22 protein-coding genes and 1 tRNA gene are annotated in these 26,561 nt (G+C 71.8%); 8 read left to right on the plus strand and 15 right to left on the minus strand.

Annotation, left to right across the window (positions count from 1 at the left end):
- Positions 1-71 precede the first annotated feature (71 nt).
- On the plus strand, positions 72-662 hold the full coding sequence (locus tag ACWED2_RS10760; protein ID WP_449690222.1) for a TetR/AcrR family transcriptional regulator: 591 nt from the start codon (positions 72-74) through the stop codon (positions 660-662).
- Here ACWED2_RS10760 and ACWED2_RS10765 read toward each other — a convergent pair.
- The 11 genes from ACWED2_RS10765 to ACWED2_RS10815 form a co-directional block, all read right to left on the minus strand.
- On the minus strand, positions 659-1,696 hold the full coding sequence (locus tag ACWED2_RS10765; protein WP_449690223.1) for a DUF4328 domain-containing protein: 1,038 nt from the start codon (positions 1,694-1,696) through the stop codon (positions 659-661). The genes ACWED2_RS10760 and ACWED2_RS10765 overlap by 4 nt on opposite strands.
- A 2-nt stretch (positions 1,697-1,698) precedes the next feature.
- Positions 1,699-2,058 (minus strand): rhodanese-like domain-containing protein, encoded by a 360-nt coding sequence (locus ACWED2_RS10770; protein WP_086847539.1) that lies wholly within the window; start codon positions 2,056-2,058, stop codon positions 1,699-1,701.
- A gap of 132 nt (positions 2,059-2,190) precedes the next feature.
- Positions 2,191-3,981 (minus strand): sodium/solute symporter, encoded by a 1,791-nt coding sequence (locus tag ACWED2_RS10775; protein WP_449690224.1) that lies wholly within the window; start codon positions 3,979-3,981, stop codon positions 2,191-2,193.
- A gap of 31 nt (positions 3,982-4,012) precedes the next feature.
- A complete protein-coding gene (locus tag ACWED2_RS10780; RefSeq protein WP_449690225.1) occupies positions 4,013-4,546 on the minus strand; it encodes a hypothetical protein in 534 nt (177 codons plus the stop codon).
- A gap of 13 nt (positions 4,547-4,559) precedes the next feature.
- Positions 4,560-5,393 carry a LytR/AlgR family response regulator transcription factor gene (locus ACWED2_RS10785; protein WP_449690226.1) on the minus strand — a complete coding sequence of 278 codons (834 nt, stop codon included), beginning with the start codon at positions 5,391-5,393 and terminating at the stop codon, positions 4,560-4,562.
- A gap of 82 nt (positions 5,394-5,475) precedes the next feature.
- The gene (locus ACWED2_RS10790) at positions 5,476-6,864 is read right to left on the minus strand and encodes a glycoside hydrolase family 16 protein (RefSeq protein WP_449690227.1); all 1,389 of its coding nucleotides are present in this window, start codon (positions 6,862-6,864) and stop codon (positions 5,476-5,478) included.
- Positions 6,865-7,009: 145 nt separating this feature from the next.
- Positions 7,010-7,855, minus strand: a complete 846-nt coding sequence (locus ACWED2_RS10795) for a S49 family peptidase (protein WP_449690228.1) — start codon at positions 7,853-7,855, stop codon at positions 7,010-7,012.
- An 83-nt stretch (positions 7,856-7,938) separates the two neighbouring features.
- Positions 7,939-9,264 carry a histidine kinase gene (locus ACWED2_RS10800; RefSeq protein WP_449690229.1) on the minus strand — a complete coding sequence of 442 codons (1,326 nt, stop codon included), beginning with the start codon at positions 9,262-9,264 and terminating at the stop codon, positions 7,939-7,941.
- A 99-nt stretch (positions 9,265-9,363) separates the two neighbouring features.
- Positions 9,364-10,224: an Fpg/Nei family DNA glycosylase gene (locus ACWED2_RS10805; protein ID WP_449690230.1), complete on the minus strand. Its 861-nt coding sequence runs from the start codon at positions 10,222-10,224 to the stop codon at positions 9,364-9,366.
- A gap of 12 nt (positions 10,225-10,236) precedes the next feature.
- Positions 10,237-10,677, minus strand: coding sequence for a hypothetical protein (locus ACWED2_RS10810; protein WP_003076880.1), 441 nt, complete (start codon positions 10,675-10,677; stop codon positions 10,237-10,239).
- 128 nt (positions 10,678-10,805) lie between these two features.
- Complete coding sequence (locus tag ACWED2_RS10815; protein ID WP_449690231.1) at positions 10,806-12,428, minus strand: zf-HC2 domain-containing protein; 1,623 nt, start codon at positions 12,426-12,428, stop codon at positions 10,806-10,808.
- A gap of 187 nt (positions 12,429-12,615) precedes the next feature.
- On the opposite strand from ACWED2_RS10815, the gene ACWED2_RS10820 reads away from it, so the two are divergent.
- Positions 12,616-12,688 (plus strand) — tRNA-Gly (locus tag ACWED2_RS10820).
- Between the two features lie 245 nt (positions 12,689-12,933).
- Here the strand turns inward: ACWED2_RS10820 and ACWED2_RS10825 are convergent.
- The 4 genes from ACWED2_RS10825 to ACWED2_RS10840 form a co-directional block, all read right to left on the minus strand.
- A complete protein-coding gene (locus ACWED2_RS10825; protein WP_449690232.1) occupies positions 12,934-13,335 on the minus strand; it encodes an immunity 7 family protein in 402 nt (133 codons plus the stop codon).
- Between the two features lie 33 nt (positions 13,336-13,368).
- Positions 13,369-13,941 (minus strand): DUF2716 domain-containing protein, encoded by a 573-nt coding sequence (locus ACWED2_RS10830; protein ID WP_449690233.1) that lies wholly within the window; start codon positions 13,939-13,941, stop codon positions 13,369-13,371.
- Between the two features lie 220 nt (positions 13,942-14,161).
- On the minus strand, positions 14,162-14,785 hold the full coding sequence (locus tag ACWED2_RS10835) for a hypothetical protein (RefSeq protein ID WP_449665879.1): 624 nt from the start codon (positions 14,783-14,785) through the stop codon (positions 14,162-14,164).
- Between the two features lie 98 nt (positions 14,786-14,883).
- Positions 14,884-16,665: a hypothetical protein gene (locus ACWED2_RS10840; protein ID WP_449690234.1), complete on the minus strand. Its 1,782-nt coding sequence runs from the start codon at positions 16,663-16,665 to the stop codon at positions 14,884-14,886.
- Between the two features lie 215 nt (positions 16,666-16,880).
- Here ACWED2_RS10840 and ACWED2_RS10845 point away from each other — a divergent pair, with 215 nt between their 5' ends.
- The 6 genes from ACWED2_RS10845 to ACWED2_RS10870 all read left to right on the plus strand — a co-directional run bounded on the left by ACWED2_RS10845 (position 16,881) and on the right by ACWED2_RS10870 (position 26,557).
- Positions 16,881-18,038, plus strand: a complete 1,158-nt coding sequence (locus ACWED2_RS10845; protein WP_449690235.1) for a hypothetical protein — start codon at positions 16,881-16,883, stop codon at positions 18,036-18,038.
- Positions 18,039-18,146: 108 nt separating this feature from the next.
- Positions 18,147-19,364: a hypothetical protein gene (locus ACWED2_RS10850; protein WP_449690236.1), complete on the plus strand. Its 1,218-nt coding sequence runs from the start codon at positions 18,147-18,149 to the stop codon at positions 19,362-19,364.
- A gap of 1 nt (position 19,365) precedes the next feature.
- Entirely contained in the window at positions 19,366-21,750 is a 2,385-nt protein-coding gene (locus tag ACWED2_RS10855) for a glycosyltransferase (RefSeq protein WP_449690237.1), read from the plus strand.
- Entirely contained in the window at positions 21,747-23,024 is a 1,278-nt protein-coding gene (locus ACWED2_RS10860; RefSeq protein ID WP_449690238.1) for an alginate O-acetyltransferase AlgX-related protein, read from the plus strand. Before ACWED2_RS10855 ends, ACWED2_RS10860 begins: the two co-directional genes overlap by 4 nt.
- Before the next feature lie 24 nt (positions 23,025-23,048).
- The gene (locus tag ACWED2_RS10865) at positions 23,049-24,185 is read left to right on the plus strand and encodes a hypothetical protein (protein WP_449690239.1); all 1,137 of its coding nucleotides are present in this window, start codon (positions 23,049-23,051) and stop codon (positions 24,183-24,185) included.
- On the plus strand, positions 24,182-26,557 hold the full coding sequence (locus ACWED2_RS10870; RefSeq protein ID WP_449690240.1) for a glycosyltransferase: 2,376 nt from the start codon (positions 24,182-24,184) through the stop codon (positions 26,555-26,557). Before ACWED2_RS10865 ends, ACWED2_RS10870 begins: the two co-directional genes overlap by 4 nt.
- Positions 26,558-26,561: the final 4 nt, after the last annotated feature.

Consider the following 26,561-nt stretch of genomic DNA (forward strand, 5'->3'; position numbering starts at 1 on the left):
AACCTCAGATTAGGTCCGACCCATTCACTGGGTCAAGCACAATCTTGGGTCGAACCCAGTAGGGTGACGCCATGAGCGAGGGACTCCGGGCCCAGAAGAAGCACGAGACCAGGAAGACCATCTCCGACGTGGCCACGCGGCTGTTCATCCGCAACGGCTTCGAGGACGTGACGATCGCGGACATCGCCGCCGAGGCGCGGGTCGCCAAGATGACCGTGACGAACCACTTCCCACGCAAGGAAGACCTGGTCTTCGACATCCGCGAAGACTTCGCGTCCTGGCCCGCCGCCCTGATCCGGGACAGCGTCTTCCACGACACGCGCGAGCTCTACTTCGAAGCACTGGGTGCCGAGCACGCGCTGGTCGGCTTCTCCGGCCCCGGCTTCGTCCGGATGATCAAGGAAAGCCCGGTCCTGACGAACGCGCTGCACGAGATGCACCGCGAGCGCGAGACGGCGCTCACCGACCTCCTCATCCGGCGTCACCCCGAAGAAGACCTCGGCCCCACGCTCGCCGCCGCGCACCTCACGACGGTCCTGCGCGTGCTCTTCCAGGAGGTCTTCGACCGGTCGCTCGAGAACGAGAAGACGATCGTCGACGAACTCTGGCCCCTTGCCGAACAGGCCTTCGACCAGCTCGAACCGGTCTTCGGCCGCTACTAGCGCGCGGCGCCGGCCGGCCGCGAAGCCCGCAGTTCCGGCTCGGGCGCGCCCTGGACCTTCAGCACGCGCATCTCACGCACGGCCAGCGCCTCCGACGGCGCCAGCAGCGCGGAGAACCGCCGCACCACCAGGGCCGTCAGCACCGCCAGCGCGGCCGCGGACAGGTCGGTCAGCGCGACGATGACGACGCTGTCGGCCATCGACTGCACGTCGTCGCGGAAGCGCCAGAAGATCGACACGCCCAGCAGGATCCAGTTCAGCAGCCAGGCGCCCCACCACGCGAGCACCTGGCGCGACGGCTTCGGCCGGTCGTCGCGCGAGCGGCCCAGGACGGCGTGCTCCAGCTCGCCGACGACCGAAAGCGCCAGCGGCAGGTTCGCCACCGGGACCAGGACGCCGACCAGCACCTGCCACACCGGCCGCGGCGGGTCGTCGCCCGACACGTCCGCCGCCGCCTGGCGCGCGACGAGCAGCCACCAGAGCGACAGCCCGGCGGGCAGCAGCGCGAGGATCGAGGCCAGCAGGCCCGCGGTGAGCACGAAACCGTCGGAGAACGCCACCACCGAGCGGGACAACGCGGCTTCCCGGCCCTGGATGAGCAGGACGTACCGCCAGATCTCCGCACTCGCGGCGGCCACGGCGAGCACCGCGAACGCGAAGAGCACGACGACCACGCTGCGGCTGAGCACCGGCACCCGGTCGATCGGGCGGAGTTCGTCGGAGGCCGTGCCGGGCACCGACGTCGGGCGCCGCCAGACCAGGTTCGGGAACCCCCAGCGCGGCGGCACCGGGTACGACGGTGGCCCGAGGTACGGCTCGGGCGCCACGACGCGGCGGCGCGGCCACGCGCCGGGCGGCGGGGTCGCCACCCAGCGCAGCCTCGGCCGGTGCCCCGGACGGCGGTGGTAGGGGTACGGCTCCGGCTGGGCGGCCAGCGTCCGGCCCTGCAGCTGCTGGGCGGTCGGCGGCGCCGCTTGGCGCGGCCAGTACCCGGGCGGGTACGGCTGCCCGGCGGGAGGCTGCCCCGGGTGCAAGGCTAGATCACTTCGGGTTCGATGCCGGGGTGCTCGCCGACCATCGGACGGCCTTCGCGCTGCCACGCGCCCATGCCGCCGGCCACGTTCACCGCGTCCCAGCCGCTCTGGTTCAGCCACGCGGCCGCCCGCGCGGACCGGCCGCCGCTGCGGCAGATCACGTGGATCGGCTGGTCGTCGGGCAGGTCGGCCAGCTCGCCGACGCGGGCGGGCAGCTCCCCCATCGGGATGTGCACCGCGCCGGGAGCGTGCCCGGCGGCCCACTCGTCGTCTTCGCGGACATCGAGCAGCACGAGGCCGTCCTTGGGCAGGTCGCGGACCTCGGCGGTCGGCAGTTCAGCAGGGCTCACCACGATTCCCATGCTGCCATGCGGAGGCGTTGCCCGCGCGTGAGGTAGCGGATCACCCGTGCGGTTCCGGGCAGCTCGCGTGATCTGCGGGGCATCACGCGTGACTGGGAGGGCATCACGCGTGATCGGAGGGGCGACACGGGGTCACTTGCGGTGTCGTCCGCGGCCGGAGACGCGGGTCTTCTCCTCGGCCTGGCCGAACCTCGCGACGGCCCTGTCCCGCATGAAGCCGAGCGGGTCCGGCGCGTGCAGGCGCAGCATGATGTCGTGGACGTGCTCCGGGCGGCCGTACCCGGTCACGCGGCTGACCAGGTAGGTCGTCACGAAGGCGGCCGGGACGGTGATCAGCGCGGGCTGGTTGACGAACCAGGGCGCCCAGCCGCCGGTGTAGCCGCTCACGACGTTGACCACCAGCGCGGCCAGCACCAGGCCGCCGCCGACGAACATCCCGGCCAGCGCACCCGGCCAGGACAGCTTGCGCCACCAGATGCCCAGCACCAGCAGCGGGCTGAACGTCGACGCGGCGAGGGCGAACGTCAACCCGATCGACAGCGAGATGTCCTCCGGCCGCAGCGCGACGGCCAGCGCGATCGGGAACAGCGCGACCAGCCCGGCCGCCACCCGGAAGTCCCGCACCCGACCGGGCAGCAGATCGGTCGAGACCACCCCGGCCACGCTCACCAGCAGGCCGGACGTGCTGGACAGGAACGCGGCGAACGCACCGGCCGCGGTGACCGCGCCGAGGATCTGGCCGCCGACCCCGGGCAGGATCGCCGAGGGCAGCCGCAGGATCGCCGCGTCCGTCTTGCCGGTGACCAGCAGCTCGGGGACGTACATCCGCGACAGCGCGCCCAGCAGCGTCGGGAACAGGTAGAACAGCCCGAGCAGCAGCAGGACGTGCACGGTCGTGCGACGCGCGGCCTTGCCGTCCGGGTTGGTGTAGAAGCGCACCAGCACGTGCGGCAGGCCCATCGTGCCGAGGAACGTCGCGAACATCAGCGAGTACGTCTGGAGCAGGTCGGTGACGCTACCCGAGCCCGGGTGCAGCCAGTCCGCGTTGTCGGCGACGGAGTCGCTGACCACCGGGACCGGCGTGCCGGCCACGAACTTCAGCTTGGTGCCTTCGGAAACCGTGTGCGGCGCCAGCGGCGTCCAGTGCGTCTGTCCGGCCGCCGGGCCGTTGTCGGTGCGGCCGTAGGCGTAGAGGTAGGTGTCCGCGGTGACGCGCAGGGTGACGTCGGTCTGCACGTCCACCGTGGTGTCGGTGACGAACACCGGCGGCGCGGGCGAGCCGAGCGGCCGGAACCCGTCCGGCCCGCCGCCGGCGAAGAAGACCATGCACAGCACGAACGCGGGCACCGCGATCGCGAACAGCTTGAGCCAGTACTGGAAGGCCTGGACCACGGTGATCGCCCGCATCCCGCCGGAGATCACGTTGAACGCCACCAGAACCATCACCGCGATGGCGCCCGCCCAGGCCGGCACGGGCACGACCGTCGCCAGGGTCAGGCCGGCGCCCTGCAGCTGCGGGGCCATGTACAGGATCCCGATGAACACGACGAACGCCGTGGAAAACCGGCGCAGGCCCTGCGAGCCGAGCCGCATTTCGACGAAGTCGGGCAGCGTGTACGCCCCGGACCGGCGCAGCGGGGCCGCCACGAACAGCATCAGCGCGAGGTACCCCGCGGTGAACCCGATCGGGAACCACAGTGCGTCGGCGCCGTCCTTGAGCACGATCCCGGCGATGCCGAGGAAGGAAGCCGCGGACAGGTACTCGCCGGAAATCGCGGCGGCGTTGCGGCGGGACCGCACGGTGCGCCGCGCGACCAGGAAGTCGTGCGTGCTCGTCGCCGACCGCGAGGAGCGGTGACCGAGGTAGGGCGTCACCACGGCGACCAGCACGATGCCGGTCAAGGCCCACGGGTTCAACTGCACGGGAGGAATCCTCGCACGAGTCAGTGCGAAACTAGTTTTCGATCATGTCCACGAACGCGCGTTCGTTGCGTTCGGCGAGCCGGTTGTACCAGATTCCGACGCCGAACAGGAACGGGAACGGCAGCACGCCGAGAATCAGCCAGGCCACCGGGATGCCGAGCAGGCTGGCCTGGGAGAACCCGGGCACGAGGTAGAACAGCACGGGCAGCGAGCCGAAGACGCCGACGACGAGCAGGGCGAGCAGCAACGCCGTGCGCAGCTGCACCTTCACCAGGTGGTCGCGGACCAGCAGCTTCCCCCAGCTGGTCTGCTCCTCCAGCTCGACCCGGGCCCGCAGGGTGCCGGCACCGCGGCGCGGGTCGGCGAGGATCACCCGCTCCCGCTTGGGTTTCGCGTGGTGTTCCGGCTTCGGGGCCGGCTCGCTCTCCGGTGCCGGCGGCAGGTGCTCGACGACGGCCCGCTCCGCCGGCTGCGGCAGCGGCCGGTGCCGGGGGCCGCGCCTGCCGAGGGTCGGATCCGGTTCGCGGACGCCGTTCGCGCGGCGCTCGTAGAAGTCGTCGGTCATGGCCGGTCCCGGGTCAGCCGTTCCGGCCCGAACCGACCAGCCGGTCCTTCAGCGCGCGGGTGTGCCGCCGGCTCACCGGCAGCACCTTCTCCTCGTTGCCGATGACGACCTGGTAACCGCCCTGGCCCATGCGCAGCTCGGTGATCAGCGGCAGGGCGACCAGGAACGACCGGTGGATGCGGACGAACCCGGCCTTCTCCCAGCGCTCTTCGAGCTGGGCCAGCGGGATGCGGACCAGGTGGCTGCCTTCGGTGGTGAACAGCCGTGCGTAGTCGCCCTGCGCCTCGACCCAGCGGACCGACGAGCGCGGGATGAGCTTGGTGGTGCCGGCCAGCTCGACCGGGATGACCTCGTCGTCGTTCTTGACCGGCTCCCCGCCCATCGCGCCGGGCGGGGGCGCCGCGGCGGCGGCGAGCTTGTCCATCACGCGGGTGATCGCGCGGTCGAGGCGGTCCTGCTGGTAGGGCTTGAGCACGTAGTCGAGCGCGCCGAGGTCGAAGGCGTTGACGGCTTCTTCGGCGTGCCCGGTGACGAACACCAGCGCGGGCGAGGGCCGGAGCGCGGCGAACACGCGGGACATCTCCATGCCGGACAGCCCGGGCATGTCGATGTCCGCGAAGACGGCGTCGACGATCGGCAGGCCGCGGTCCTTGCGCTCGCGCAGCCGCGGGTCGTCGGTGGACAGCAACCGCAGCGCCTCGGAGGCGTCGATCGCCGGGAACACCTTCGCCACGTGCGGGCTGTTGCGCAGGCAGTGGACGAGTTCGTCAAGACCGTTCGGCTCGTCGTCCACGGCCAGGACCACGAGCTTCCGGGTGTCATCGTGAGCACTCACAGTGAAACGCATCCTGCCCATTGCCGAGTGCAATGTCCAGCCCCCGTCCGCTTGAAGTGAGGAGACCCGCGGCCAGGGGCCGCGGGCCCCCGTCTCAGTGCACGAAGGTGAACCAGTTGAGGTTCACGAAATCCGCGGGCTGACCGCTGGTGAACGTCAGGTAGACGTTGTGCACGCCGGTGACCGCGCTGATGTTCGCCGGGACGGTCCGCCAGCTCTGCCAGCCGCCGGTGTTGCCGACCGCGAAGCTGCCGATGGGTGCGTTGGACCGGCTGTCGAGCCGCACTTCGACGAGCCCGCTGACCCCGCTCGCGGCCCCGGACGCCACGCGCGCCTGGAAGTTCGTCGCCGGACTGCCGCCGAAGTCGATGTTCGGGTAGAGCGTCCAGTCGCCGTTGGCCACCGCGCCGATGTTCTGCCCGCCGCCGGTGTCGGACGTGGCTTCGGTGATCACCCCGGACTGCTGGCCGAACGACTCGGCCTGGATGGTGCTGTAGGCACTGCCGCCACCGGAGGGCGGCGTGGTCGTGGCCGGCGGGGTCGTCGTGCCGCCACCGCCGCCGCGGGTGGTCACCGTGACGTAGTCGACGACCATCGGGCGGCCCGGCACGATCCCCGGCCCCGGCGTGGTCGTGCCCGAGTTGTTGTTCGGGAACGCACCACCGATGGCGACGTTCAGCAGCACGAAGTAACCCTGGTGGGTGGTCATGTTCGCCCAGGTCGTCGCGTCGACCTGGTTCTGGCTCACCGAGTGGAACTGCTGGCCGTCGACGAACCAGCGGAACACCTGCGGGCTGCTGCTCGCGTCCCATTCGAAGCGGTAGGTGTGGAAGGCCGACTGGCAGCTGCTGCCCGGGCAGGCGCGGTTGTTCGGCAGGCCGGTGGTCTCGTTGCACGGGCCGCCCGGGTTGACGCCGCAGTGCAGGACGCCCCAGACGGAGTTGATCCCGTTGACGTTCTCCATGATGTCGAACTCGCCGATGGCGGGCCAGTTCCAGTATTTGCCGCGGTAGGGGCCGCCGAGCGCCCAGAACGCGGGCCAGTAGCCGAGCGCGGCGGCGCCGGTGACGTCCGGCATCTGGATCCGGCTTTCGATCCGCATGACGCCGCCCGCCGGGGGCTTGAAGTCGGTGCGCTGGGTTTCGATCCGCGCCGACGTCCAGTTGCCCGCGCCGTCGCGCAACGGCGTGATGCGGAGGTTGCCGGCACCGTCCTGAGCGAGGTTGGCCGTGCTGGCGGTGTAGTTCTGGATTTCACCGGTACCCCAGTTGGCGGGGCCGCCCGGGTAGCTGTGGCCGGTGTCGATCAGCCAGTTCGCGCTCGAGGGGAGCGAGCCGGAGCCGCCGGTGAAGTCGTCGGCGAACACCGTCGTCCAGCCCGATTCGGGCGGCGGGATCGACGCGGCGGCGGGCAGGGTCAGCGGGACGGCGATGAGCGCGGCGCCGAGCACCGCGCCGAGGACGAGTCTGCGGGAGTGGGGCATCGGGGACGACCTCCTTGTCGACCGGATTTGTTGCCGTTCACAACAAAGCCCGTCGACAAGGAGACCTGAGCCCTCGTCGCGATTCCAGAGGCGTTACAGGGGTTGGGTGATTCAGGTCACAAAGTCTGCCCGGAAGGCCACTCGATCAGAGGCCGAAGCGAGACCAGGCCGCCTTCTGCGTCACCGCGTCCAGCACCGCCGACGCGGCCGCCGGCGCGCCGATGCCGAGGCGGGCGAGCAGCGGCTTCTTCGGCTCGGCCACCGAGATCTCCGCGTCCGGGTAGCGCTCGGTGATGATCTGCCGGAGACTGCCCAGGCCGTCGACCAGGCCGAGCTCGGCCGCCTTCGCACCCAGCCAGACGTCGCCGGTGAACAGGTCCTCCGAGTCGGTCAGGCGGTCGCCGCGGCGCTCCTTCACCCAGTTCACGAACAGCTCGTGGAGCTGGGCGTGCATCTTCTTGAGCCACTCGACGTCTTCGGGCTTCTCCGGTGAGAACGGGTCCAGCCGCGACTTGTTCGCGCCCGCGGTGTGCAGGCGGCGCTCGATGCCGAAGCGTTCCAGCAGGCCGGTGAACCCGAAGCCGCCGCTGATCACGCCGATCGAGCCGACCATCGACGTGCGGTGGGCGTAGATCTCGTCGGCGGCGCACGCCAGCCAGTACCCGCCCGACGCGGCGACGTCCTCGCAGAACGCCAGCACCGGCACGTTCTTCTCGTCGGCCAGCTGCCGGATCCGCTCGGCCACCAGGCCCGACTGCGTCGGCGCGCCACCCGGGGAGTTCACCAGCAACGCGACCGCCTTCAGCCGCTCGTGACCGAACGCCCTGGTCAGCGCCGACTCCACCGCGGCCAGGTTGATCGCGCCCCTGGCCAGCGGCGACGGCGACGGGGTGATCACGCCGTGCAGCTTCACCACGGCCACGACGTCCTTGCGCTCGACCCGGTCGGCGAGCACCGGGATCCGCGAAGCCAGTTTGTCCGTAACGCTCATGCAGCCAGGCTAGCCGGATCTTTCGGGGGTCCGGGTGGCGAAGCCCCCGGCCTGGGGCGAAGCCCCGGATGTCACAGCCGGATTCAGCTCATCGGGAGGATGCCGGAGCGCGTGCCGTTGACGCCGTTCACCTCGGCGCCGTTCAGCTGGGCCGGACCGCCCTGCGCCGGGACGTCGGCCTCGCCGGTGTCGGCTTCCGAGCTGTAGTCCGGCATGTTCGGCCGGACGCCCGGGACGAACTTCGGCACCCGCAGCGTCACCTTCATGCCGGCGCCGGGCGCGGTCTCGACCATCACCGCGTAGTCGCTGCCGAAGACCTGCTGCATGCGCTGGTTGATGTTGCCGAGCCCGACGTGCGCGCCGGTGCGGTGGGCGCTCTTGAGGTCGTTGAGCCGCCGCGGGTCCATGCCGATGCCGTCGTCCTCGACGCTGATCAGCGCCTCGGTGCCGTAGTCCTGCGCGATCACCGTGACGCAGCCGCCGCTGGGCTTGCTGGCCAGGCCGTGCTTGACCGCGTTCTCCACCAGCGGCTGGATGATCAGGAACGGCACGACGACGCTGAGCACCTCGGGCGCGATCTTCATCCGCACCTCGAGCCGGCCGCCGAAGCGGGCGTTCTCGATGGTCAGGTAGCGGTCGATGTTGCGCAGCTCTTCGGCGAGCGAGGTGAACATGCCCGACGTCCGGAACGAGTAGCGCGTGAAGTCGGCGAAGTCCTGAAGCAGCTCTCGCGCCTCTTCGGGGTCCGTGCGGATCAGCGCGGAGATCGTGTTCAGCGCGTTGTAGACGAAGTGCGGCGAGATCTGGGCCCGCAGCGCCTTGATCTCGGCCTGCTGGAGCTGCTGCTTCGACTCGTCGAGCCGGGACAGCTCGAACTGGGTGCAGACGAACTGGGCGACGGCGTCGGCCATCTGCACCAGCCGGCCGCGGGTGCGGCCCACGACGATCAGCGCCGCCTCGGTCTCGCCCTCCACCAGCAGCGGCACGATCACCGCGGTCTTCATCCGGCAGGTGCCGCGGTGGTTGCACGGCATCCGGTCGTGCGCGACGACCTCGCGGCGGTGCTTGCGGATCGCCGCCCCGATCGCGTCGACGAGGTCGACGTAGTGCTCGTTCGCCTCGCCGTCCCAGGACAGCAGCGTGCCTTCGCTGTCGGTGATGCCGACGGCGACGCAGTCGAGCATCTGCAGCAGCTGCGTGGTGATCTTGTCGGCGGCGTCCTCGTCCAGGCCGGCGCGCAGGTTCGGCGCCGCCTTCGACATCCGGTGCACCGCCTGCAGCATGGCGTCCTCGACCTCGCTGCCTGGTTTGCGCAGCTTCACGACCAGGACGATCACCGTGACGCCGAGCAGCACCACAAGACCCCACGGGACGATCTGCGCAAGCGGGAACCCGGACACGGCGTCCATGCTCTGCGCTCGAACGACCGGGTGCAAGGCCTGATCCCACTTTCTGTCCAACTGCGATGACCGAGGGTAGAGGAGACCCTACCGAGCGTCCGGAAGCCGCTACTTCAGCAGCCTGGACATCCGCCGGTCGGCGAGGGGCTTGCCGCCGGTCTGGCAGGTCGGGCAGTACTGGAACGACTTGTCGGCGAAGGATATTTCGCGGATCGTGTCGCCGCAGACGGGGCACGGCAGCCCGGTGCGCGCGTGGACCCGCAGGCCCGACCGCTTCTCGCCCTTCAGCCGGGCCGCCTTCTGCCCCACCGACCGCTCGACGGCGTCCGACTCGATCTCGTGGATCGCCTCGGCGAGGGTCTCGAGCGCGCCTTCGTCGAGCTTGCCGATCGTCGCGTACGGCGAGAGCTTCGCGCGGTGCATGATCTCGTCGGAGTAGGCGTTGCCGATCCCGGCGAGGAGCGACTGGTCGGTCAGCGCCCACTTCAGCCGGGTGTTCTTCCCGGCGAACAGCTCACGCAGCCGGGCGGCGTCCACGGCGAGCGCGTCCGGCCCCAGCCGCGCCACGCTCGCGATCTCCTGCGGGTCCTTGACGACCCATACCGCGAGGCCCTTCTTCGTGCCCGCTTCGGTGAGGTCGAAGCCGGGCCCGGTGGCGGACTCGAGGTGCACCCGCAGCGAGATCGGGCCCTTCCCCGGCTTCAGCGGCGCCGCGGCGAGGCCGTCGGACCAGCGCAGCCAGCCCGCCCGGGCCAGGTGCACGACCAGGTGCAGGTCGCCCGCCACGACGTCGAGGTGCTTGCCGTGCCGGGTCGCGCCGGTGATCTCCCGGCCGTGCAGGTCCGTCCACGGCGGCGTCGCCGTCTTCAGCACGCTCAGCGATGCGACATCGATGCGGAAGATCGTCCGGCCCACGGCGTTCTCGCGCAGGTGGTGAGCCAGTGCTTCGACCTCGGGTAGCTCGGGCATGGCTCCAGTGTCCTACTCGACCGGGTGAAGCGGCCCGTCGAAGTCGGGCAGCGAGTGCCGCTGGATGGTCTTGGAGATCTTCTTGACCTCGCCCTGCACGGTGAACATGCCGCGGATGGTGCCGACCCAGCGCTCGGACGGCCTGTCCCCGGTCACGTCGCCCTCGGTCTCCGCGACCACCGTCCACGGACGGCGCAGGATCCACCGCAGCGGGAAGAACAGCACCACGAGCAGCAACGCCAGCAGCACCCACGCGGGGACGTTGACCTGGTCCGGCGTCCACACGACGAGGATCACCGCCAGCAGCGCGGTGACGACGATCATCGCGATCCCGGGCCCGTAGCTACCCGCGACGTCGTGCTCGAAGTCGTCGGCCGTCGCCGGCGCGCGCCATTCCATCTGGGCACGGACCACCCAGTCGCGGCCGTCTTCGCCGCGTACCAGCCGGTTCATTCAGTTGCCTCCCGGGGCGCCCGCAGGGTGAGCGACTCAAGCGTAGACAACTGAACGGTACCTTGCGCGACCTCACCCGCGCGAGGGAGGAACCGGACATCTCGCCCGGTGGAGCCCATCAACGCTGATCAAGAGCTCGTCGGCGGGGCCGGAGCCGGGTCCGCCGGTTCGCCCGACCCGGTGACGGCCGAGGTGGTGCCCGGGCAGGGCTTCCCCGAAGTCGGCGTCACCGTGGTCGAGGTCTCCGGTGCCGAAGCGTCCGGTGTCGAGGGGTCCGTCGAGGTTTCCTCCGGCGTCTCGGTGGCGCCGGTCTCGTCGTCCTTCGGCACCGGCTTCTTCGGGTGGTCCGACGGCTGATCCGACGACGGCGCCGGCTTGCCGGGCCGGCCGGTCGGCGACACCTCGGGCACGTCGGCGTCCTCCGGTACCGGAGCGTCGGACGACTCCGTCGTCATCGTCATCGCGGGCCTCGACGAGTCCAGCCGCGGCGACGACGCCTGCGGTCCGGGCTCGACGGGAGCCGACGAAGCCAGGTCTTCCCGCGGGGCGGGCTGGTCACCGGCAGCGGCGCCGCCCACGACCGCGACCGGGACGTCCCCGGCCACCGGCAGCTGAGGCACTTCGTTCGCGGCGACCTGCTGCGCCCCGCCCGCCGACCGGGCCGGGACCACGGGATCGACCCCGCGGCCGTTGAGCACACCGATCCCGATCCGCGGCTCCGGCGGCACCTGGGGCGGCGGCTGGTGCTGCGTCTCCGACGGCGGCACCACGACGAGCTCGGGCGCCCCGCCGGGCAACCCGACGTCCTGCACCGGCCCGGCCGCGAACAGCACCGGCCCGGCCGCGACACCGACCGCACCCACCGCGGCGGTCGACGCCAGCGCCAGCCCGATCTTGACCTTCGAACCGACCAGGACGCCCTTCACCGTCGCACCCAGCCCGGCCAGCACCCCACCGCCACCCAGCGACGCGGCGGCCGGCACCAGCAGCACCAGCACCCCGGCGTGCGCCCGCAGCGACGAGCAGACGTCCCGCAGCTCGTCCTGCGTCGCGCGGCACGACGGACAGCCGTGCAGGTGCGCCTTGATCCGCTCGGCCTCGGCGCCGGTGACACTGCCCGCGGTGAACCCACCCAGCTTTTCGACGACCGCCCGGCACGAGTCCGGCCCGCGGTTCACCGAAAGGTGCGCCTGCAGGTACGCCGCACGCAACCCCTGCCGCGCCCGGCGAGCCAGCGCGGCCGTCGCGTTCGCGCTCAACCCGAAATGGGGAGCGACCATCGCGGGCTGCTCACCCTCGACCTCGGTCTGCCACAACACCGTCCGCCACCGCTCCGGCAAACTCGTGAACGCGGTCGTGATCAGCGTGTGCTCGGCCGTGCGGGCATGCGTGTCGGCACCCGCACCGGCCCGGAAAGTCAGTTCGTCGTCGGACACCGGGACGTCCCGGCGCGCACCGTGCCACTCCCACGACACCCGGCGGGCGACGGTCAGCAGGTAGGCCCGGATGTAGTCACGGGGACCGGCGCCCCGGCGGAGGGCCTGCAACACGCGGAAGAACGTCTCCGCGGTGATGTCCTCGGCCTCGGACCGATCAGCGGCCAGGCTCTGCGCGAGCCGGCGGACCGCGGCGGCGTGCAGCTCGAACAGCTCCCCGAAGGCGGCGTCCTCGCCGTTGCGCAGCCGTTGCAGCAGTGCCTGCTCGTCGGATTCCGAGGCCGCTGGTGGCGGCACCGTGCCCAGCTCGGTCATCCGGCCCGGCACCTCCTCCCCGAAGGTCTCCCCATTCGGTCGAATGGAGACACCATACGGAGGGAATCAGCCGTCGTCACCCCTTGTACGCCAGCTGTGACGCCGAAGCACCGGTCCGGGGAGAGGGGGACCCCGCCGACGGCCGCCTCAGGCGTGGGTATAGAGTTCTCCCCATCAGCAGGACAACGCGGATGTAGCGCAGCTGGTAGCGCATCACCTTGCCAAGGTGAGGGTCGCGGGTTCGAATCCCGTCATCCGCTCGGGGTTGAAGGGGTCGTGCAGGCGGAAAGCGTCTGCCACGACCCCTTCGCCATTTCACCCGGGGGGCCGAGCCCCCCGGACCCCCCACGGTGCCTACGTAAGACTTCGCGGGTGTTCCCCGGCGCTGGTTGGCCAGACCTCCGGGTGTTCCCCGGGACTTTGGGAAACCAGACTTTGGTGGGCCCTGGCTGGCCGGATTTTTGAGGGTGACCGGCTTTGGCGAGGCGGGGCTTGCCGGTTTGGGTCAGAGCTCGTAGGTGTCGAGGATTGTGGGGGCCACTGGGGTCAGGTGGGCGTCTTCGCGCTCTGTCACCTGGCCTCGGGCCATTCGGTAGACCCGGAAGTTGTTGTCGTTCTCCGGGTCCTGGTCGTCCCACGTGTGCAGGAGGCCGTACGAGCCCGGCGCAAGTTCGCCCGCCCGGGTGAACAACTGCAGGAGTTCGGGGGCGATCGGTCCGCCGTGCTTGTCGAACCCGCCGAAGTGGAGCATGGGGATCCCGGCGCTCCAGCGGAGGTCGACCAGATCGAAGTCACCCGCGTCGCGGATTGCGCGGTGCACGCGGTCGACCAGGCGCTCCAGGAGCGCCGCGTCGTCATCGCCGCTCGCGGTCGCCTGGATGGTCACCCAGCCGTGATATTCGAACACCCGCAGAACGGTAGCAAGAGATCAACCGGCCGCTCAGCGGGCCAGCTCGGAGGGCTCCCGGGGCGAAGCCCCGGTTGCCTCGGACGGCTTCCCGTCACGGCGCAGCACGTTCGACAGCACCCCTTCGCCCAGCCGCTCGAACGCCGGCACCAGCTTCTCGCCGAACACGCACAGCGTCCGCTCCCACGGGTGCCCGAGCGTGCCGAACGAGAAGTCCGCCGCCAGGAACAGGTGGTAGTCCGCGCGCGGGAACACCGGCACCGGCCACCGGGCACTCCCGGACATCAGGTGCGGGCGGACGCGGTAGGACTGGTGCTGCCAGTGCAGCGCCCACATCCAGTCGTCCGGACCGCAGACCTCGCGGAACGCCGCCAGCGCGATCGTCCCGACCTGGTGCTCCTCGACCGCGTACGGGCCGAGGCGGAACTCCGCCGAAGCGCGGTCCAGGTTCCCCGGCGAAAGGTCCCACGTCCGCGACGGCACCGGCTCCCGGAACCCCGGCCAGGCGTGTGCGTACGTGCTCGGCCAGAACGCCAGCTTGTCGTACACCCAGTACCAGGCGGGCTCGTCTACGACACGGGAGACGGCTTCCCAGGCAGCATTCACGGTTGAGACCTCGAGTCGGCCAGGCGCGGAAGAACACGCGAAAGCTTCGTGTTCGGCCTCCGGTTTGTCCAGTCCCCGTCCGCCGACCGCGAGCTGTGTCACTCATCCGGGTGGGTTACGCCAAGTTGTCACCACCCCGGCCCGCCGCGCCCGCCGGCCGGGTCCGCGCAGCTCAGCGGCCCGCCGGGAGGCGCCGGAGTACGCCCGGCGCCTCCCGGGCTCAGGCCGCGTCCCAGAGGGTGAGGAACGCCGACGCCTCGCTGCGGGCCCACGGCCGCAGCCGGGCCCGGTCGCGCGCGGAGAGCTGGTACTCCTTCGCCCGGCGGACGTCGATCACCAGCGCTTCGCCACCGGGCAGGATGTCCGGCATCGCCTGCTCCAGCACCCACAGCGCGAGCTGCGCCGAGGCCTTCGCCAGCGGCTCCTCCTTGAAGTAGAGCCAGGTCGCGTACCGGCGGCCGTCGCTCTTGCGCAGGCCCAGCTGCGGGCTGACCCCGATCTCGAGCTCGCCGATCCGGCACCGCCCGCGGCCCACGTCGACCAGCCGCGGCGACCGGCGGCCGAGGTAGCGCAGCCAGCCCTCGGCGATCGCCGCGTAGTGCGGTTTCGTTCGCTCGTCGGCGGCGTTGACGAGCGCGCGCAGCGCCACCTCGTCCTGGTTCGCCGCCCGGCCGGACCGCACCGCGTTGGCCGCCCGCCGGTAGTAGTTGAACGCCGCCCGCGCCGGGTCTTCGTACTGACGGCGCTGCCGCCGGACGAACGACGACCGCGACGGCCCGGAACTCGCGCTGTAGCCCACGAACGTGGACAGGGTGATGTAGGCCATGGCCCTGCCTTCCTCCATCACGCCACCCGCGGACGCGGGCGGCATCTCCCCTGGACAACGCCCATTTTAGAACATATGTACGACAGTTTCCGGGGCCTGACGGGTGACGGGAAGGACTAGCGCAGGGTGAAGGTGACGAGGTCCGTCGATTCGGAGCGGGTGAGCGGCAGCCCGTCGAGCGGGCGGGTGAGCGCGGCTTCGTACGGCGTGCCGGTGGCCGCGACCTTCAGCACCAGCACCTGCTGGATGCCGTACTTCCGCAGCACGGCGACGCTGTGCGCGTCCGGGAAGGTCTTGCCCGCCTCGACGATCTCGCCGTAACTCGGCGGCAGGAGCCCGTTGTGGCCGTTGGCCAGCGGCGGGAAGCCGTCGGTCGACCAGAACTGGTAGACGAACTCGCTGAACTGGCCGGGGTCCTGGCTGATCGGCAGCATGAGGGCGGGGCGGGAATCGGTTTCGAAGGACTTGGCGACGTCCGGCGGGATGCCCGGCGGCGAGGGGTACGCCTGGTCCGGAACGCCCTCCAGCACCGCGACCAGCACCGGCACCACGAGCAGGGCCTGGAGGAACCGGCCCCGGTCGTACGTCGCGTCGAGGGTGCGCAGCCACTCGGCCGTGCGGGTGAGCGCGCCGGCGGCCAGCACGGCCAGCAGCAGGAGCACCCAGAGCATCAGGCGGCCCGGCGTGCGCAGCGCGTCCCAGCCGGGGAGGTACCGCCACAGCAGGAAGTAGGTGTAGTCGCCGCCGAAGAACTGCGAGCCGAGCGCGAACACCGTCACCACGACCGTCGCGACGCCGAGCCACACCCGCACGCGGACCGACCAGACGCTGAAGAACAGCCCCGCCAGCGCCACGAGCAGCACCGCCAGCCCGGGGAACAGCAGCTTCTCGGCCACGCCCGGCAGGGCCGTCCAGGCGGGGTCGGCGAACGCGCCGGTGCGCGGGTCCAGCGGGGTGTCCTGCCAGAGCCAGGTCGAGCTCAATGTGCCGAGGAGTCCCTGCGGCGGCGGTGAGTAGAGCTGCACCTCGTCCCAGCCGCGGGTGAAGCCGTACCGCTCGACCACCTGCCGGTACGGGATGGTCATCAGGTAGGTGACCACGAGGAACACGGCCGCGCCGGCGGCGTCGGCGACGAACAGCCGGGTACCGAACCGCCGCCACCCCCGGACCGCCGTGCCGAGCAGGACCAGGCCGATGACGCCGAGCAGGTAGACGAACGGGATGCCGACCGCGAACCCGAGCGTGACCTGCCAGGCCGCGATCAGCCAGCCGGCGACCGCCCACCCCGGCCGGGCCAGCTCGGGACGGCGGCCGTACCGCAGGGAGTAGCCGTGCGCGCGGGCGAGCGCGAACAGCGCCAGCGCGATCCCGCCGGAGGACAGGATGTTCAGGTGGCTGATGTGGGTGAGCCGCCAGGGCGCCCAGGCGAAGACGACGCCGGCGAGCGCCGCGGCCTGCCAGTTGCCGCCCAGCTGCCGCACCAGCAGGTACGCGCCGGCGAACGCCAGCGCGAACGCGAAGACGAGGACAGCGTTGTAACGCATGATCGCGGAGTACGGCCCGTCGCCGAACAACCCCAGCGGCAGGTAGCCGAGCAACGAGTCGGAGAAGGCGAAGCTGCCGGTCGCCGGGTACAGAGTGTTGCCGGTCCACAGATCGCCCCCGGCGGTGACGAAGTGGTGCTGCCACGCGAGCTGCCAGGCCTGCAGCAGCGGATCACCGAGGTCACCGGTGACCAGGGAACGCGGGTGCAGCACCACCGGGAGGTTGAACAGCGCGGAAAGGAGGAGCCCGGCCAGGACGGCGAACCCGCCCTCGCGGATCCTCGCGCGTCGGCCGCGTCCCTCCCGGACACCGCCGGTGACGTCGTTCGCGTCAGGCAGCTCTTCAGTGATCAACCCCGACTCCCCTCGTCGCCACCGGGCGCGGCGCGCACGGGCCGTCACCAGGGCAGCCGGACGATACCCGACCTGGTGGAGCCGGTTCGTGACCGGGAAGACTCCCGCCGGAGCGACTCTTGCGCTACGTTGCCGATCAACCTCAAACTGCAACCGCGCAGGTCGGCCGCACACGTGCCAAACTGACGCCCCGAATGGTGGATGGGGGTCTAACCATGAGCTGGCAGGAGGACCTGCGCCGACTCGACGCTGACCTGGCGACGGGCCGCATCGAGCCGGCCGCGCACCGCAAGGAGCGGGACGAGTTGCTGGCGCAGGCATCGGGGTCCACCGTGCCGTCGCCGGTGCCCTCGCCCCTGCGCCGGCCCGCGCCGACCTCGTGGCACAGCACGAACCCCGCCGCGCCGCAGCAGGAGCCGCCGACGGCGCCGCCGCAGCGGGTCGAATCACCGTCTCCGGCGCAGTACCGGCCGCAGCAGCCCCCGGCTCCCCCGGCGCCGCCGTGGCAGCGGACGGGTGCGGCTCCGCAGAAGGCGGCCGCTCCCCGCGCCCTCCCGGAGTTCCCCGACCACCTGACGACCGCGCCGAGCCCGGCCGACATCGTCCCGACCCGCTACCTGCAGGTGGAGGGCCAGGTGCCGGGGGTGTCCGCGGTCAGCCGGTTCCCGCCGGTGACCCCGCCCGCCGGCCACCCGGCGCACCAGCCCGGCGAGCCCGAAGAGGCACCGGGGAAGCACCGCTCGGACGAGACCACCGGCCGGCGGCGGCCGACCTGGCTGTTCGTCGCGCTGGGCGTGCTGGTCGTGCTGACGATGATCGCCGGGGTGACCGCGTGGCTCGGTTCGGGCACCGATTCGGCGGCGCCCAGCACGCCGACGCGGCCACCGCAGTCGAGCCCGGCCGGCGTCCGGTCCGAACCGCTGGAAGACCGGTTGCCGACGCCCCCCGGCGTGGCCAACTCGAACAACTCCACGATGTCGATCGCGAAAGCCCGTGACTTCGGGCTGTTCCCGAAGCCGACGGCCGACCTGTTCACCGCGAACGGGGCGAAGGAAGTGGTGTTCCGGGGGTCCGCCGACGGGGACGTCTCGTACCTGACCCTGGTCGTCCCGACCGGCAGCTCCGCCAACGCGCAGACCGTCGTCGAAACTCTGTACCAGCAGGGGCTGGCGTCCGGGATGCGCCCGGTGACCGCCGAAATCCGGACCGTCTCCGGCCGCTTCCAGGACAAGTTCCTGAACACGAGCTGGTACGGCTCGGGCAGCAACGTCGTCATCATCGGCGTCGGCCTGCCCTACCGCGGCCAGTCCGGCATGAGCGGCCAGCTGGACGCGCTCGTGAAGCAGTTCGAAAGCGTCCTGCCCGCCGGTTGACGGCCGAGGTCACGAAACGACCCTCCGGGCCCCGGTGAGCAGGGCTGAGTGCACAATGATGCGTGAGCTGGCTCGGCTGGCAACCGCTGACGAGAAGGGGGCCGGGTTTTGTCCTGGCAGGAGGAACTGCGCCGGTTGGACGAAGAGCTGGCCGCTGGCCAGATTTCGGCTGACGACTACCGCGTGCGCCGGGACGGTGTCCTGTCCGCGGCCGTCAACGCCGACGCCCAGGCCGCACCCGCCGCGGGCAACCCGGCGGAGAGCACCCAGATCATCGCCCCGGTGACCCCGCCGCAAAGCGCGCCGACCCCGGCGCAGCAGCCCGGGGGCGCCACTTCGGCGGACCAGACCCAGATCGTGAACTCCTCCTTCGGTGGCGGTGAGCGCACCCAGGCCGTCGGCCAGGGCGGGGCGCCGCAGGGCTGGGCCCCGGGCGGACAGCCCGGCGACGCCGAGCGCACGCAGGTCGTGCCGGGTGTGCCGCCGCAGGCGGTCGCCGGCGGGTACCGGCCGCAGGGCCAGGGCTCCGGCGGGTTCCCCGCCCAGCAGACGCCGCAGTACCACCCGCCGCAGGGCCAGCAGCAGATGCCGTGGAACGCGCCGAGCCAGGACACGAGCACCCCGTGGGGCGGCTCCGAGTTCCCGGCCGACACGAACTGGGTCGCGCAGGGCCCGGAGCCGTCGTTCGAGACCACCCCGGCCAAGGGCGGCAAGAAGGTCCTCGCGATCGTCCTCGCCGTCGTCGTGCTCGCCGGCCTCGGCGTCGGCGGGTACTTCCTGTTCTCCGGCAACTCGGACAACAACCCGCCGGCCGCGCAGTCCTCGAGCGCGCCACCGCCGCCGACGCAGAAGCCGAAGGACGACCTGGAGATCGCCAAGCTGCCCGGGAACGTCCTTTCGACGACCGACTTCGGGAGCTTCGACGAGCTCAAGGCCGCCAACGTGCTCACGGAGGGCGAGTACAACGCGCTCACCGACGCGAAGGTGACCAGCGCGCGCCAGTCGGTGTCCAAGCTGCCCTCCGGCGCCACCGCGGTCGTGCTCACCCTCAAGACGGCCGGCGCGGCCAACGCGGCCAACGCCGTCGAGCAGCTCACCGAGCAGCAGGTGAAGTTCAAGCTCGTCAAGTACACCGGCACCGCGCCCGCCGGCGTGGAGGTCATGCAGCTCGTCAAGGAGGACGGCACCGCGCTGGTCCGCGTGCACTACGTGCACAAGCAGACCGTCGTGCGCGTCCACGTCGACGGTCCCGACCTGGCCACCGTCTCGAAGGTGTTCGACGAAATCCTCGCGAAGCAGCTGACCGAGCTGCCTGTCACCGGCTGACATGGCCGGGAACCGGTCCGGAGATCCCGCGCCACGGTTCGCCGCCTGCACCGTCGTCACCCGGGATCGGCGAGCCGTCGCGGACGTGCTCGCCGAGTCCTACCGCGCCCACCACCCCGGGCACGCCTTCACCGTGCTGGTCGCCGACGACGAGGCGACGCCCGCCGAGCTCGGCCTGGACCCGGACGAATACCACCGGCTGGTCACCTGCCACGCCGGCGCGGACCTCGTCGACGTCCTCCGGCCGCTGCTGGTGCGCAGCCTGCTGGACGCGGCCGACGTGGTCGTCCTGCTCGACCCGGACATCGAGATCCACGCGCCGTTCGAAGACGTCGCCGCGCTCGCGGCCGGCCACGGGCTGGTCGTCGCGGCGGCCCTGCTCGAACCGCTGCCGCAGGACGGCCTGGAACCGGAGCACGTGCCCGGCGTCTTCGACGGGTTCCTCACCGCCGGCCAGGACGCCCGGCCGTTCCTCGACCACTGGGCCGACCGGGCCCGGCGGCGCGCGCCGCACCGGACCGAGCCGACCTGGCGGTGGCCGGACCTCCTGCCCGGCGTGTTCGACCACCTCGTCGTCCGCGATCCCGGCCTCGCTGTCGGCTACTGGAACCGGCACGAGCGCCCGGCGACCGGCCCGAAGTTCCTGGCGTTCCGCGGCTACGACCCCGAAACGCCGTGGCTGCTGACCGCCGACTGCCGGCAGCGGCCGCGGGTCCGGCTCTCCGCCGACCCGGTGCTGCGCGAACTCTGCGACCGCTACGGCGAACGCATCGGGGCCGGCGCGCACGGCGATTCGCCGTACGCCACGCTGCCCGGCGGCACGCCGCTCACGAGCGTGATGCGGCAGCTGTACCACGACGCGTGGAGCCGCTCGGAGCGCTTCCGCGACACACCGGATCCGCTCGGCCGGGTCGCCGAAAAACCGCCGCCGCACCCGTTCGGCGACGACGGCGGGCGCGCGTTCCGGCAGTGGCTGACCGAGCCCGCTTCGCCGCTGGACGCCGCCACCGGGCTGACCCGGCTGGCCGCCGCGGTCTGGCTCGCCCGGGTCGACCTGCAGGCGGTGTTCCCGCACCCGCGTGGCGCGCAGCGCGCGGCCTTCCGGCAGTGGTGCGCCACGCACGGGGTCGAGGAAGGCCTGCTGCCGTCGTGGGCCGTGCCGGCCGAGCCACCGCCGCCCGTCCCGCCGGTGGCCGACTTCGGCGTCAACGTCGCCGGCTACCTGACCGCGGAGCTGGGGCTCGGCGAAATGGCGCGGGTGGTCCAGCGGGCGATCGCCGCGGCCGGCGTGCCGATGGTGTCGGTCGTCGAGGAACACTCGTTGTCCGGATCGGTCCGCACCGGCCTGGCGGCCCCGGACGACGTCGGCGTGCCCCGGTTCGGCGTCAGCCTGCTGACCGTGAACTCGGACTTCACCCGGCTGATCCTCGACACCCACCCGGACACCGGCGCGAACCGCTACCGGATCGGGCTGTGGGCGTGGGAGCTGGAGGACTTCCCGGCGGCGATGCACGACGGGTTCACGCTGGTCGACGAGATCTGGACGCCCAGCGAGTTCGCCACCCGGGCGATCGCGGCGCACGCGCCGGTGCCGGTCCGGACCATTCCGGTGCCCGTGCCGGATCCCGGTGAACCCGTGCGGGAACCCGCTCCCGGCACGCAGTTCCTCTTCATCTTCGACTTCAACTCCACCGGTGGCCGGAAGAACCCGTGGGGCGTCGTCGAGGCGTTCCACCGCGCCTTCCCCGGCCGCGAAGACGTCCGCCTGGTGCTCAAGGCCACGAACGGGCACCTGAACACGCCCGCCGTCGAGCGGCTGCGGCGCGCGATCGGCGGCGACCCGCGGATCGAGCTCCTGGAGCGTTACCTCACCGTGGCCGAACTCGGCGCCCTGTATGCCAGGACCGACGCCTACGTTTCGCTGCACCGCAGCGAGGGCTTCGGGCTCACGGTCGCGGAGGCGATGGTCAGGGGGATACCGGTGATCGCCACCGACTACTCGGGTACGACCGAGTTCTTCGGGCCCGAGCACGGCTGGCCGGTGCCCGCCACGATGATCGACGTCGGCCCCGGGTGGCCGCCCTACCACCCCGAAGGCCGGTGGGCCGACCCGGATCTCGACGTCGCGGCCGCGGCGATGCGCGCGGTCGCCGACGACCCCGCCGAGGCCCGGCGGCGGGGGCGGGCCGCCCGCGAACACATCCTGCGGACCCGCTCGACGGAGACCGCCGCGGGGTGGCTGCGGGAGCGGCTGACCGAAGCCCACCAGGCCTGGCTGGCCGGGCGGGCGCCTCGGCCGGCCCCGCGGCACCCGCTGGTCGCCGGTGTCCGCCGGGTGCTCCGGCCGGTCCGCGCCGCCGCCCGGCGGCTGGGGGTGACGGCGTGACGAGGACCCAGGGGCCGAAGCCCACGATGCCGCCCGTCTACGAAGCCTTCCTCCCGCGCGAACACGCGCTGTACCGGCCGCGCCACGGCCGCAAGCAGCTGACCGCGCTGGTGTGCGCGACGATCTTCCTGGCCACGCCCGCCCTGTCGGCGATCCTCGGCGCGCGGCCGTCCGAGTTCGAGAACCGCAAGCTCACCCCGTTTCCCAGCATCGGCCAGGGCTGGTCGTTCTTCCCGCAGCTGAGCCAGTGGACGACCGACCACCTGGTGTTCCGCGAGCAGGCGGTGCACGCCGCCGACGGCATCAGCCGCGGGGTGTTCGGCGAGCCGCCGCCGCTGCACCAGGAAAACCAACAGGGCCCGCTGCAGGTGCCCGCCGACACCGCGCCGGCCAAGCTGGACCCGCGCCAGTTCCCCGACGTCATCGAGGGCAAGGACGGCTGGCTCTACCTCGGCGACGAGGCCACCAGCCACTGCGTGCAGACGGTCAGCCTGGACACCACGTTCGCCCGCCTGCGCGCCTTCCGCGACGCGGTGGAGGCGTCGGGACGGCAGTTCGCGGTCGTCGTCGCGCCCGACAAGATCGGCATGGTTCCGCAGCACCTGCCCGGCTCCTACCTGGGCAAGGACTGCCGCGACAAGGTGGCGGACGAGTTCTGGCGCCGGGTGGACGCCGAGAACTTCATGATCGACGTGCGCGGCCCGATGCAGGACTGGGCGAACCGCAAGGGCGAGGCGCTCTACGGTCCGCAGGACGCGCACTGGTCCGACGAAGGCGCGATCACCGCCGTCCGCGCGGTCGCCGAGAAGCTGCGGCCGGGGATCAGCGCGAAGTGGCGGCTGCAGCCGAAGGAAGACTGGCAGCTGCCGGCCGACCTGCCGCCGCTGATCGGCCGGACTGGCGTCACCGAGGGCACGCACTACGCGCTGATGCCGGACGGCAAGACCGACCGGACCCGGCCGATGCCCAACGACTACGTCACCCCGGTGCACACCGACAGCACGCACGGCGACGGCACCTACGGCCTGCGCACGGCGTGGATCGGCGACTCGTTCACCATCCGCGCCCTCCCCTACCTCGCCGCGGCCTTCGGCGACCTGACCGCGCTCCACACGAGCACGGCCGACCACGACGGCGGCGAAGCCATCGGGAACCTGTTGCAGCGCAGCGACGTCGTGGTCATCGAGCTGACCGAACGCGGATTCGCCTCCGGCGCGGTGTCGCTCCTGCTGCCGCAGGTGCAGCAGAACATCGCCAGCAAGCTTGCCCGATGACTGGACCGACCCCGGGGAAACCACATGTCTGCTGATCGCGTGGCCACCGCACTGGCCCGCCTGGACGAACACCGCGAACTGCACCTGCCGCTGCGCAAGAGCGACCTGCTCGGCCGGCTGGCAATGCGCTTCCTGTGGAAGCGCCAGGTGAAGTGGCAAATCGAAGCCAACCTCGCCGTTCGTGACGCGCTCGACGCCGTCCACCAGCTCCTCCGTGACCACCAGGACCAGCTGGCCGGAACTCGCGACCTGGTCAACCAGCAGCAGCTGGCGCACGAAGTCGACCAGCTGCGCCGGTACGACCAGACCATGACCGCCGGGCTCAACCAGCGGCTGTACTCCGGCCTGGGCCGGCTCGAATCCGAGCTGGGCGAGCTGCGGTTGCGCCAGGCCGAAACGGAGGAGACCGGCCAGGACACCGACCAGCGGCTGAAGGCACTGGAAGTGCAGGCGGCCGCGTCGGCGTCGGCTGCGACCGACGTCCGGCTCCGCCACGCACAGCTGGATCTCGCGCTCGACCGGGTTCGTGCGGGAACGGCGGTGGAGGACGTCGCCGCCGACGTCGCCGACCGCGAGTCGTTCCTCGAACTCGCGCTCTCGGAGCTGCTCGACGGGCCCGCGGACCGCGTCCGCGAGGCCCGCCGGAACCACCTGCCGCTGATCAACGCCGCCCGGGACGCCGGCGCCACCGGCCCCGTGTTCGACGTCGCGGCCGGCCGGGGCGAATGGCTCGAGGTCCTCCGCGCGGCCGGGCTGCCGTACGCGGCCGCGTCGGACAACCCGCTGGTCAGGCGGCACTGCGCGAAGCTCGGCTTCGACGTCACCGCGCAGAACGCGCTGGCGGCGCTGGCCGGGCAGCCCGCACGTTCGCTGGGGGCCGTGACCGCGTTCCGGTTCGCCGAACGGCTGGCGCCCGACACGCTCGCCCGCTTCACCGACCTGGCCGCCACCGCGCTGCAGCCCGGTGGCGTCCTGCTCGTCGAGACACCGGGCCCGGACGCGGCGGCGGACTTCCGGCTGGACCCGTTCGCCCGCAAGCCCTTGGACGCCGTCTACCTGCGGTTCCTCGCCGAATCGGCCGGCTTCGCCGAGGTCGAGGTCCGCGCTTCCGAGGCCGCACACGGACTGGACGAGCGCCTGTGCCTGATCGCCCGCCGATGAAAGCCGCCAGCCATCGCGCCGTGCTGTGGAGCCCGCTGCCGCCGCAGACCAGCGGCATCGCGGACTACAGCTACCACCTGCTCGAGGCACTGGCCGAACTGACGGACGTCGCCGCGGTCGCCGAACCGGCGGCGACGGCCCGGGTGCCCGACGGGGTCACCCTGCTGAGCCCGGACGAGGAGGCCGGCGGGCTGCCGATCTACCAGATCGGCAACCACGCCGGGGTGCACGCCCGGATCTACCGCCAGGCCGTTGCCCGGCCGGGCCTGGTCGTGCTCCACGACCCCTCCCTGCTCGACCTCCACGCCGGGTTGTCGGGCGGTGTCGACACGGACGAGTTCCGCCGGGAGGTCCGGTACGCGCACGGCCCGATCTGGGGTCACTCGCACGATCCGGCCCTGCTCCGCGGCATGCCGGCCATCGAGGTCGACGGCGTCAAGACCCTCGACCACGCGACGCTGACCATGGAACGCCGGCTCGTCACCGGCAGCCGCGGGGTGCTCGTGCACGACCCGCACACGGCGGAGTTCCTGCGGGCCCGCTACCCGGGCGTTCCGGTGCACGCGGTGCCGCACGGCGCGCACCTGCTCGACGAAGCCCGCCGCGCACCGGTCCGGGCGGAGCTGGGGTGGACCGACGACGAGGTGGTCTTCGCCGTCTTCGGCAGCCTGGCCGAGCACAAGCGGGTCACCGCGGCGGTGCTGGCCTTCGTCGAGCTGCGCCGCCGCTGGCCGAACGCGCGGCTGCTGATCGCCGGGCACGCCGGGGTGCCGTCGCTGCTGGCTCAGCTGCGGGAAACGATCGACCGGAGCGGCTTCGCCCAGTCCGTCCACTTCGAACTGTCGCCGGCCGAACCCCGGTTCGACGACCTGGTCCTGGCCTCGGACGCGGTGATCAGCCTGCGCTGGCCGACCGCGGGCGAGACCAGCGGCACGATGATGCGGGCGTTCGGCGCCGGTCGCGTGGTGCTCACCAGCGACCTGCCGCAGCACCGCCACTTCGACGCGTCGTTCTGCTGGACCGTGCCGACCGAGCCGGCCGGTGAAGCCGCGGAACTGTACCGGCTGATCGAGCGGGCGATGCTGTGGCCGAAGGAGCTGCGCGCGGCCGGGAAGCTCGCGCGCGAGTGGGTGCGCGAGAACGCGACCTGGCCGATCGCCGCGCGGGGCTACATCGCGGCGATCGAGGCGGGGCGCAGCCTCGCGGCACCGGTGCCCGAGGTGCGGCGGCCGCCCGGGGTGAACGTCTTCGCCGACGTCCGGGCGACCACGGGCCTGTCCGAGTCCGCTCGCCGCCACGTCCAGGCCCTCACCGCGGCCGGCGCGAACCTCACCTTCACCGAGTTCAACAGCCAGGCGCCCTACCGGTCGATCCCGGTGCCGCCGGACGTCGCCGCGTTGCGCCGCGGCAAGGAGTTCGACGTCGACCTGTGGATCGTCAACGTCAACGAGTGGCAGCTGATCCCGGAGCACGCGCTCGACCGCTACACGATCGGCCTGTGGGCGTGGGAACTGCCGGAACCCCCGGTGCACGCGATGCCCCACCTGCCCGGGATCGACGAACTGTGGGTGCTTTCGTCGTTCGTCTCGGACTCCTTCCGGACGGTGACGGACATCCCGATCACCGTCGTGCCGAGCGTGGTCCCGCAGGCGACGGCGATCGCCGGGAACCGGGCGAAGTTCGACCTGCCCGAAACCGGCCTGATCGTGCTGTTCACCTTCAGCGCGTCCTCCAGTGACGCCCGGAAGAACCCGTGGGCGGTGATCGAGGCCTTCCGCCGGGCGTTCCCGGCCGAAGACCGCGGCACGAAGGCCCACCTGGTGCTCAAGGCCAACAACCTGGAACGCTTCCCCGAGCTGGACACCGCGTTGAGCGCGGCCGTCGCCTCGGTGAACGGGACGCTGCTGCGTCGCGAGATGTCCCGCGACGACATGGACACCCTCCTGGCGACCTGTGACGTGTACACGTCACTGCACCGGTCGGAAGGGTTCGGGCTCGGGATGGCCGAGGCGATGGCCATGGGCAAGGCGGTGGTGGCGACCGGTTTCGGCGGCAACATCGACTTCATGCCGCCGGGCTCGGCCGCGGTGGTCGGCTACGACGTCCGCCCGATTTCGAAGCACGACCACCGGTTCGGCGCCGAGTTCGGCGACTGGTACACCGTCGGCCAGCTGTGGGCCGAGCCGGACATCGACCAGGCGGCGCGCTGGCTGCGGAAGCTGGCCGCGAGCCCGCGGCTGCGGGCCGCCATGGGCGCGAAAGCCGTCGAGGCGATCCGGGACCGGTGCAGCCCGGCGGCGGTCGGGCGGATCATGACCGAGCGGCTGGCCCAGCTGGCCCGCGACGGCGTACCGGTGAAGGTGCGGAGCTGAGGAG

The sequence above is a fragment of the Amycolatopsis sp. NPDC005003 genome (genome assembly GCF_053600695.1).